Origin of the sequence: Nonlabens sp. (assembly GCF_047636915.1) — a bacterium.
Taxonomy (GTDB): Bacteria; Bacteroidota; Bacteroidia; order Flavobacteriales; family Flavobacteriaceae; genus Nonlabens.
Window position 1 is genome coordinate 1 of the sequence record NZ_JBLIGN010000088.1, and the last position, 10112, is coordinate 10112.

Here is a 10112-nt window from a genome sequence, read left to right on the forward strand (position 1 = left end):
GCTTTTCAACAGGTGAACGGATATGAAGACAACCTACATATTTCAAGCGGTGATGATATTTTCCTTTTAGAAAAACTCGCTGCAGAAGACGTCATGAAATGCCATTACCTTAAAAACCCGGAAGCGGTGGTGACTACATTCTCTAAAAAGTACTTAAAAGAGGTCATCCTTCAACGTGCCCGATGGGCACAAAAAGGAAGTGAGACCAAAAGCTTGCTCAACAAGCTCGTTAGTTTTCAGGTCTTACTCATGAGTTTGTTATTTGTTTGCAGTCCTATTTTATGGTATTTCTCGCTCCTTACCGACCAGATGCTGATAGGCATCCTTATTACCAAAGCATTTACTGATGTGATTGTACTGGTCATTGGAGATCAGTTTTTTGAGAATGTAAATTGGAAGTTTGTCGGTATAAATTTTTTGCTTTATCCATTTCTAGTCCTTTTGATAGCTCTCAAGAGTCTTTCAAAACCACAGTGGCAAGGAAGAGAAATTAATGCTTCAACGAGTCCACAGGACTAAATATGATGGGTAATTTATAGGTAGTAGCCACTGGCCTAGAACTTTTTATGGCGCTTTCTATAACAGGAAAGCTGTGAAGCCTGCTCTTGAGCAATGCATCCATTTGATCCTTATCGATAGCAGCCGCACTTTTAAATATGCTATCGTATTGAATGCGACCTTGTTTACTTACCGTAATCGATGCGTAAATGCTATCCTTTTTTTCTAATTGAATAGGTACAGCTCCTGATTTAAGTTTTTGATCAATGACCTCATGAAGGTTTTTATAAAAACAATCTGCTGTGGTGATCATTTCATCGCAAGCATCAAATAAGGGATAGCTATCTATAGCTGTCATGTCTAAATTTTCCAGATCTTTAATTGCACTTTTATTTGCCTGCTCTCTTTTTTGCTCTTCCGATAAGCAAGAAATGCACAAAGCAATGGCTACAATTGATAAAAAGACACCTCTTCTATTCATAAAGCTAATGTACGACCTTTCTATTTTTTGGGAGCTAGGAAGATCTCTTTACGCAAATCGTTTGCACGAGCATTTGCTAGGTCCTGAAAAGCACTTTCCGGGTATTGTTTTATAAATTCTTCGTAAAACTCCAGTTTCTTTGGCTTATCAGCATAATATTGATCTGCTGCTAGGGCATATTGATAGCCGATCAGATCGTTATCCGACTTTTCTTTTTTAGCTTTTTTAGTGGCATAAAAGGCATTTTTATAATCTTCTTGCCTCACGTAAATAGTCGCTAGCTGCAAGTATTCTTGATGCAATTCTGGCGTTTTAAAAGCTATGGAACGCTCTATATAATCTTGAGCAAGGTCCAGCTTTCCCAACTTTAAATACGCCTGTGACATGATAAAATGCACCTGTGAATTGCCTTCTTCATAATCTCGATTATACCACTCATAATTAGCTATTGCAAGCTGCCATTGTCGGTCGTTAAAGTATGACCAAGCTAAATTTTTACGATTAAAATCTGTATCGTTCCCCAGACTAAATAGCAATTCAAAATGCGCAATCGCTTTGTCGTATCGTTTTCCTCCTAAATAGGATTGAGCGATTAAACTATTCATTTTTATATCCTCAGGATAGATATTTAATCCAACTGTTGCGCTTTGAATAGCTTTGTAAAATTTACGGTTTTTAAGGAGCAACTTGACCAGCTCAATACGCGCTGCTCGATAAGATGTATTTAAGGATACCGCTTTCGCGAAAGCGGAGATAGCAGCAGCATCATTGTTTAAATCCTCATAAGCCTTACCCATATAATAGTGATAACTCGCGTTATCTGGCACCTCTGTAGTAAGCTTCAATAGCTTGTCAAAGGCAGTCACCGGATCGTTGTTCCCTAATGCGATGCGCGCATATTCAAATCGTGGCTGTAGACTAAGGCTGTCTCTTTTAAACCCTTGCTCATAAGAAGCAAGCGCCGCATAGACATCACCCATTTGAGTATACACACGGGCAATTTTGAATTCGCTTTCTGGGCCAACTTTATACCTCTCTATCGCTGCTTGATAGTTGCCTATCTGTAACAGGCTATCGGCAACCGATGTCTGTGCGATCATTTTAAAGGAACTCATGACGAGTATAAATAAAAAATAATTTTTCATTGTATAAAGTTAGGCACACTTATTGAAAAGATGTGTATATAAACAACTAATTATGAAATATCTTATATTCCTTTTTGCTCTCGCTATAACATTAACCGCTTGTGATGGACCACAAGGACCTCCAGGGTTCGATGGTGTTCATATAGCCGCAACATCATTTGAAACGACCGTAGATTTCTTTGCGCCAGATTATGAGGTGCTTATTGATTATCCTGCAACAGTAACTGTATTTCCTAATGACATGACTTTAGTATACCTTTTATGGGATGAAGTTCCTGGAAATAACGGCGGCACCGTAGATGTATGGAGACTTTTACCACAAGTTATTTACTCCGACTTTGGAGAATTCCAGTATAATTTTGATGCTACTAATGGTGATGCAAGAATATTTATCGATGCACCAGCCAGCACAAATTTAAACCTACTCTCAGCAGCTGATATTACAGCGCAAACTTTTAGAATAGTGATCCTACCCGTAGATTTACAAAGCACTACTATGGATTATTCAGATTACAATGCTGTTATGAGTCTAGCAGGTTTAACTACAGGAGATATTATTATAGAGTAATCAAGTTATGGATTTTTTGAAGAAGGCAGTTCCCTTAATTAGGACTGCCTTTTTTTATGCGTTTTTTTGTACGTTTTGTACGTTTTGTTCCAGCCATCGTGCCACACCATCTTCTTTGTGATGCGCCGTTAAGTATCCTGCAGCTTTTTTAACCACCTCTCTAGCGTTCTCCACAGCAACTCCATAACCTACAGCTGCCAGCATATCGGTATCGTTATAATTATCACCGAAGGCTGCTACATCTTTCATTTCAATTTCTGGAAACTTCAATTCCAGTAGTTTTCTCAATGCCACTTCCTTTGAAGTGCCTTTTGGCGTGATCTCGGTATAGGTGCTTTTAGATCTGTATGCATGTATTTTAGAGTTGAATAACTGTTCCACTTTGGCGAAAGCGGTATCCATAGCCAACTCCTCACCCATAAACATCATCTTGTGAGCGCCGCCTAGATCCTTAGTCTGCTCCAAGTAATCCAGCGTCACAGAAGTGTCTTGAACCGCAGGAGTCACTCTTGTATTATGCTCTTCTCGCAGTGCCCATTGATCCATTACAGGCACAAACCACTCGGTATTGCGGTAAAGCGCTACATGAAGGCCAAATTCCTGCCCTATACGGGTCAACGCCTTGATCTCCTCAAATGGAATCGTCAATTCGTATAAAACTTCCATCTTATGAAGAACGAGGGCGCCATTATAACATATCATGGGACTTTCTAAAATATGCAAGGCCTCTTGAAGGTAATACATGGCTTGCGGCATCCTGGCCGAAATCAATATTTTAGGAATATCTAACTTCCCCAATTCATCACAGGTACGATCAGATAAAAATCTATTTTTATCTAATAACGTACCGTCTATATCTGTAGCAAAAAGTTTTATCATCCTCCAAAGATAAATACTAACCACATCGCTTGCCGTATTCCTGATCAGTAATTCCACCAGCTTATCATTTGAACAAAAATAGAACTGGGAAATAGCTTTAATATCTCAGGTTCAGATAGTGGCTGATGTATTAATTGAAAACTTGAAAAATGATGCTTTTATTTTTAAAAAAAAGATAAAAAAGCCTTGTCTATTCATAAATGAAAAGTATATTTGCCACCGCTAACGCAGAAATGTGAAAGTTTAGTTCTATATGAACACGGTCTGGTAGTTCAGTTGGTTAGAATACATGCCTGTCACGCATGGGGTCGCGGGTTCGAGTCCCGTCCAGACCGCAATATTTCGATAGTCATTGAAATAAGCAATTCAAGTTGTGTGCCCTCAGAAATACATGAGGAATTTGAAGGTAATTTTTAATTACTTTTTGAGAAGCTTTTCCAAACGGAGAGGCTTTTTTGTTTTATAATAGTTGGCTTTTTGAATCTCTATGCCATCGATAGTCCAAAGGCAGTAGCTGGCTTCCAAAAAACCATTTTTTTTTTACATATGTGTTTTTATTTATGGCCTACTTAGAAGTGATTTCCTCTGCGTTACAACAGCATTTTAAAACTGACTTTCTGATCTAGTTTAAGGCCTCCTAAATCATCTTGAAGGCAAATGAGCACTGATATTCAAAGCATGTGGCTTTTCCCTTCTTATAGGATTTTCTTTCCCTTTTTCTACCTTAAGATTTTACACAGCAACTCCAGCTAAGACTGATAATTTTACCTTGATTAAGAAAATAAAACATCATTCTAAAAATTCTAGAAAAGCTATAGGATCAGATTGTGCTTAGAGATTAAAAAGTAAGGGGTTCCTTTAAAAAAGGAATTACAAGAAGGACTATGCATTTATGGCTTGATCAACAAGCCCTTATGGTCTACACTTAAAAAAAAACTGGACCGTCATTACAGATCAAAAAATAATCTACTCGCTAATTTTAGGCATTGCAGTGCCTGCGTTATTTTGTTTTAGAGAGTCTCTATTCTTTTAAATAAACCTTAGTTTTACCACAATTAAATAATCTTGAAAACCAACCGACTTTTCTTTATAGATGCCGTGCGTGCATTTGCTATCATTATGATGTTGCAAGGACATTTTATTGATACCCTACTTGCGCCAGAATACAGAAACATGAATAGTCTTGCTTTTAAACTTTGGAGCTACTTTAGAGGGATTACGGCCCCTACTTTTTTTACTATTTCTGGAATAGTCTTTACATACCTTTTAATGAAGTCCAAAAAGAAAGGACTGGCACCTGAGCGTATACGTAAAGGATTGATGCGAGGATTATTGCTCATCGCAATAGGCTATGGACTTAGAACGCCTATTTTAGAATGGCTTACGGGCACCTTCAGCAATTCCTTTTTAGCAGTTGATGTGTTACATTGTATAGGACTTTCGATCATAATTACTGTTGGCATTTATTATTTGACTTTTAAAAAATCTTTGATTTTTTCCATTCTTATGCTCTTAATAGGGATTTCTATATTCACTATGGAGCCTTGGTACAGAGAACTGGACACCACAGGAATCCCAATCATCTTTGCAAATTATCTGACCAAATCAAATGGTTCTGTTTTTACGATTTTACCGTGGATGGGCTATATGGCGATAGGAGCATTTATCGCTTCGTTATTTTACCGTTTTGTAGGCAGAGAAAAATTTAAGCCTGTTTTAGTTTCTGGATTTATGGTCGTGGGAACAGTATTGATTTATAATTCTTCCTATTTATTTATGAAGCTTTATTACACGACCGATGTCCTCCTTTTTAAACAAGTAGCTTACTACAATTACTTATTTACCCGATTAGGTAATGTACTGATATTACTGGGATTGTTTTATGCTCTAGAAAAGTTCTTAAAGAATCAAATGATATTTAAAATAGGTCAGAAAACACTTTCTATTTATGTCATTCATTTTGTAATTATCTATGGCAGCCTGACTGGACTGGGTTTATCACCATTCTTAGGGAGATCACTGAATCCTTATCAAGCTGCTGCAGGTGCTGTTCTTTTTATCATTATCGTTTGTTGGATCTCCTTATACGGGATCAAGACCAATGCCTTTATTTACAAAAAACTGCGCAACAAATTCAAAAAACTTAATGGCCTCAAGTCTTAAGAAAACCCTTTATAGGTGGATGAGCTAGAAGCTTTAGGAAGTGGACTAAACAAAGGGCTCTATTTAGATACTTATAAACGCATCTATCGCTTTTTTCCTTGTTGGCCTAATAGGATACTTATTTTTTGTAGTACCTTATAGGATGGCCATGTTCTGGTCCATCGTCTCTATTGTGCTTTCCGATTTTCGAAACTCGCAATTCCTTAATCCACACTCGATATTCAAACTATCTGTAACGGCACATGCCATACACAAAAAACCGCAGGTGATTTGCACTGCTTGGATTTTATATCGCAATTTGCGTAATGAATAGGCGGTTATACGTCAAACATATTTGATGTGTATTTAAAAACAACCAAATCCATGAGTGAACTAGAACTATCTGTAACAGATGCTGAAAATTTTATCTATTGCCTCGAGGTAGTTCCTGATACTGAAGCTTCTGAAACTACCGAAGTGGTTAAAATTCTTGAAGACATCGCTTTGAACCAAAATATAACCAGCATTTACAAAGCATGCGATACCTTAGAAGGCCTAGAAGAAAGCCTGAGCTATTTGCTATATGACGACCACAACTTTAAAGATTATGAAATCATATACCTTGTTTTACCAGGAGAAGCAAATAACATTCTTATCAACAATTACTATTACAGTATGGAAGAGATTGCAGAGCTTTTTGAGGGTAAATTAAACGGTAAAGTGATCCATTTTGCCAACAAAAAGATATTAGATCTAACAGGAGAGGAGTCTCAGTATTTTATGGACGTCACAGGCGCACGAGCCATTTCTGGCTATGGATATCCTTCAGAAAGTATGTCCAGCGCATTTACCATAGACCGCGTGTTTTTTAGTCTGTTTTATGAAAACGATGACATCAAGGAAGTCGTCGAGCGCATGTACGATAAACACAGTAAATTGTGTACGTTACTAGGTTTTAGACTGTATTATTAAATACTCATTAATCTTGCTAATGGCAGATATACTCAAGGCTACCAAAATAAACTAAGCACTCTGTTTTTTAAGTTTTAATCCTTAAAAAAAACGTGGTACTGATTATCAATAGACTTTTTACCTCCATCAACCCAACTCATACAAAGTACTTGTGAATGATACTGCTTCTGGAAAAGCGAGATAAAAATGCTTCCCATACAACACCCTTCCCGCAAACATTGCTTTGTGATTTCTAACCAAGTGCGGTCCCCTTTATGGATCCCAAGAGGGATGCCTAAAGAACCTCATATGTTAGCTAAAAGTGCGCTTTTAATTTATGTATTCACCGGGCACTTCTAAAAGTAACCCCTTCTGTTCATTTGATAATTTCCCTATCATTTAAGCCGATTCTTCTTCTAACCCCATAAAACTGGTGTTACAGGTCGTCAAACTTTGACTTCATGGTCGGGTTGCCGTGAGTCAATTTTTTTATAGTCAACTCCTCCGTTTTATTATTGGCCAGACGTAAATTATTTACCGAGGACAGCAAGGCATCCTTAGTTTTTTGAAGATGCGTCATCGTCTTATCGATCTCGTCTATGGCTACTTTAAACTGGCGGCTGGCCAAATCGTAATTTCTAGCAAATCCTGTTTTAAAATCATTTACTTTATCTTCAAAACTAGTGATGTCAATATTTTGATTTCTCATTACGTTAAGCTCTGCCTTGTATTCTAAGGCCTTCATACCTGCATTTCTAAGCAGTGTGATGATAGGAATAAAAAACTGAGGTCTTATGACAAACATCTTTTCGTACTTATAAGATACATCTACAATACCAGTGTTATAAAACTCATTATCCGACTCTAAAAGAGATACCAATACGGCATATTCACAAGCCTTATCCTTGCGGTCTTTATCCAGTTTTGCAAAGAAATCTTCGTTCTTTTTTTTAGTGGCCGTATGGTCGTTTTCGTTTTTCATCTCAAACATAACAGAAATGATTTCGTTGCCTTCCGCATCTGTTTCTTTATAAATGTAATCTCCTTTTGTACCTCCAGAAGCGTCGTTATCCTTTTCAAAATGTGCGTTTTGAAAAGCCGTAGCTCTGAGTTTATTGAATTCATTCTCACAATGCTGCTCCAGCGTCTCGCCTATCATCTTAGTAGATAGCTTTTGCTTGTAGTCTTTTAAACGGTCTATCTCTTCCTCCTTCAACTTTAGCGACTCCATCTTATGAGCGAGCTGGTTGTTGAACTGTTCCCTTAAGGACTTTTCTGAAAGCGCTGTTTGCGTTTCTATATTTTTTAAATCATTGATAAGTTGGTCCCTCTGTTTTTCAATTACCGCAGTTGCCTGAGAGACTTCCAGTTTTTTTGTCAACTCAGATTGGTCCACTTGAGATTGCAACTGTCTGATGGTAACTTCTTTTTTAGAAACCTCTTCCATTAAAGCCTCTTTGCTCTTGAGCTGCAACGCACCGATTTCTCTATCCTTATCTGACAGTTGTTTTTGCAACGCAGCTTCCACCTTAGAAGTAGCCAATTCTACGGCAGTGCGCTTCTCTCTTTCTGCCGCGTCTAGCCTGGTAGCAAGTTCCTGCTGGAATTGCTGGTCTCTTACCTGCTTTACAATGTCTGTGTAAACGCTTTCATCTACCTTAAACACTTCTTTACACTTGGGGCATTTTACGTTGTTGTCTTGGCTCATGAGTAGTTGTATTTTTTTTGTTATGACAAATTCCAGCAGGTCCTGTGGTGGAGGCTCCATTTTTGTACGGAGTCCATAAATATAGGAAATCAATTAACAGGTTTCGAGAATGCGCTATATAAATCTGAGAGTTTAGCGCAGTAGTATTTTCAACGTTGATGTAGAAAAGGGATGTTTATTTCCATACGTTATTCTTGGCTATCCATAATTTTCTATGACGATGTAGCCGTTTCTCTTGTAGCAGGGTGAACAAAATTTAAGTGGTAAATTTCATTTAAAGTTGGGTCTCAATTTACCCTGCTTTCTAAGCCTATCAATTATGCGCTTTCTAAATCAGGATTTTGATAGCTCTGAAATTGCCAATCGCGATCTTCGTAATGATCCACCCATAAAATTGGCTTTCCGTCCAACGTTTCTTTTGTCCTAAAAACTCCCTAGTTTAGTTCTTCGTAAAATTTAAAGTCTTTATTTCTGTCCAAAACCGGTTGTTTAAATTTCCAATTTTCGTCACACCCAATTTCCCAAGGATCTCTTCTTTCTTTATCAGTCCAAACTAATTGATAAGCTGGGAAGTCAAACTTATTGTCATATAACCTTAATAGTGTCAAGAGTTTTCTGTTCCTGACGGTTGGTCATTTTTTGTATACGGTTCGTCAAGAGGTTAATTAACCGAATTACTAAAGATATCTACCAAGAAAGGCCGCTTGGAATTTAGCACATAATCAATTTACCAGCAATTAATTTTATACGGTACATGAGGGCAGGATCTAATCTTTAAAACGCTTTAAAAAAGGTGGTCTCCTGTTTTCATGAGGCCTTAAGGTCTTGTTATACGCCTATTTTTTACCATACAAGTTGATAAGGGTTTTACTTATATTGGCAGGCCATACGGAAAGATGTGATTCGCTCTCAAATATTTGACTCCTTAATTCGATGTTTTTATAATCAGCATTTTCAAGAGATCTTTGTATCTTTTGCATTGCGGGAATAAATCTTGTCCCTTCATATTCAGCACAGGAAATAAAAATTTTAGTTTGCGGTATATCCCAAGTTTTATTTTCCCTGAATTGTGCAACGGCTTGGTTTAATAATTTATGATTGTCCCACCAAAATGAAGGGCTACTGATACCAAATCGAGTAAAATAGCCATCTGAATTTATCAAACAATACGCTGTAAAAAGCCCTCCAGCCGAATGTCCTGTAATACCTCTATCAGCATTGGTTTTATAATTTTTATCTACGAATGGGATTATTTCGGTTTTCATTGATTTAAGAAATTCAGCTGCGCCACCAGTTGTTAAAGATCCTTTTAAAATTGCATTTTTACCATAACTTGCGTCATTTTCCCAAACAGTATCTCTTGACGGCGTGTAGTCGTCAAATCTATCATTGTACCAAGAAAGAAAGTTAAGTCCCGAACCAATTCCTACGATGATTACATCTTCTATTTGGTTTCCCCAATCTAAAACCTCTCTTGTTCCTCTGGTTGTGGGAAAGGCATACTCACCGTCCAAAAAATACAAAACGGGATACGTAATGGTGTCTTTTGTTGAATAATTTTTAGGAAAAGAAATGTACAATTGATAATCTCTTCCCCTTATCTTGGAGTAAATGGTATGATCTGGCTCTGTTTTTCTGTCTTTTGGGGCTAACTTTTGACTAAATGCTATAGCACTAATTAAAAGTAACAGCACTGTGGTCATTATAAGTTTTAATGATTTTAAAATATCCATGTTTTTT

Annotated in this window: 9 protein-coding genes and 1 tRNA gene; 5 read left to right on the forward strand and 5 right to left on the reverse strand. The window is 37.3% G+C overall.

Going from position 1 to position 10112, the window contains the following annotated elements:
- Window positions 1-519: glycosyltransferase family 2 protein (locus tag ACJAT0_RS11045; RefSeq protein WP_415181694.1), on the forward strand; the 519-nt coding region annotated here is incomplete at its 5' end.
- Here ACJAT0_RS11045 and ACJAT0_RS11050 read toward each other — a convergent pair.
- Both ACJAT0_RS11050 and ACJAT0_RS11055 read right to left on the reverse strand, forming a co-directional pair.
- Window positions 491-979, reverse strand: coding sequence for a hypothetical protein (locus ACJAT0_RS11050; RefSeq protein WP_415181695.1), 489 nt, complete (start codon window positions 977-979; stop codon window positions 491-493). The two genes, ACJAT0_RS11045 and ACJAT0_RS11050, sit on opposite strands and share 29 nt — an antisense overlap.
- Before the next feature lie 20 nt (window positions 980-999).
- Entirely contained in the window at window positions 1000-2124 is a 1125-nt protein-coding gene (locus ACJAT0_RS11055; protein ID WP_415181696.1) for a tetratricopeptide repeat protein, read from the reverse strand.
- A 52-nt stretch (window positions 2125-2176) separates the two neighbouring features.
- Here ACJAT0_RS11055 and ACJAT0_RS11060 point away from each other — a divergent pair, with 52 nt between their 5' ends.
- Window positions 2177-2692 (forward strand): dihydrolipoamide dehydrogenase, encoded by a 516-nt coding sequence (locus ACJAT0_RS11060; protein WP_415181697.1) that lies wholly within the window; start codon window positions 2177-2179, stop codon window positions 2690-2692.
- A 54-nt stretch (window positions 2693-2746) separates the two neighbouring features.
- Here ACJAT0_RS11060 and ACJAT0_RS11065 read toward each other — a convergent pair whose 3' ends face one another.
- Entirely contained in the window at window positions 2747-3571 is an 825-nt protein-coding gene (locus ACJAT0_RS11065; protein ID WP_415181698.1) for an HAD family hydrolase, read from the reverse strand.
- A gap of 261 nt (window positions 3572-3832) precedes the next feature.
- Between ACJAT0_RS11065 and ACJAT0_RS11070 the strand changes: the two genes are divergently transcribed.
- The 3 genes from ACJAT0_RS11070 to ACJAT0_RS11080 all read left to right on the forward strand — a co-directional run bounded on the left by ACJAT0_RS11070 (window position 3833) and on the right by ACJAT0_RS11080 (window position 6685).
- Window positions 3833-3906 (forward strand) — tRNA-Asp (locus ACJAT0_RS11070).
- 730 nt (window positions 3907-4636) lie between these two features.
- On the forward strand, window positions 4637-5734 hold the full coding sequence (locus ACJAT0_RS11075) for a heparan-alpha-glucosaminide N-acetyltransferase domain-containing protein (protein ID WP_374004388.1): 1098 nt from the start codon (window positions 4637-4639) through the stop codon (window positions 5732-5734).
- 363 nt (window positions 5735-6097) lie between these two features.
- Entirely contained in the window at window positions 6098-6685 is a 588-nt protein-coding gene (locus ACJAT0_RS11080; RefSeq protein ID WP_415181699.1) for a DUF6642 family protein, read from the forward strand.
- Window positions 6686-7100: 415 nt separating this feature from the next.
- Here the strand turns inward: ACJAT0_RS11080 and ACJAT0_RS11085 are convergent, their stop codons facing one another.
- Together ACJAT0_RS11085 and ACJAT0_RS11090 are read right to left on the reverse strand one after the other, a co-directional pair.
- A complete protein-coding gene (locus ACJAT0_RS11085) occupies window positions 7101-8372 on the reverse strand; it encodes a DUF2130 domain-containing protein (protein WP_415181700.1) in 1272 nt (423 codons plus the stop codon).
- A gap of 836 nt (window positions 8373-9208) precedes the next feature.
- Window positions 9209-10112: alpha/beta hydrolase (locus ACJAT0_RS11090; protein WP_415181701.1), on the reverse strand; the 904-nt coding region annotated here is incomplete at its 5' end.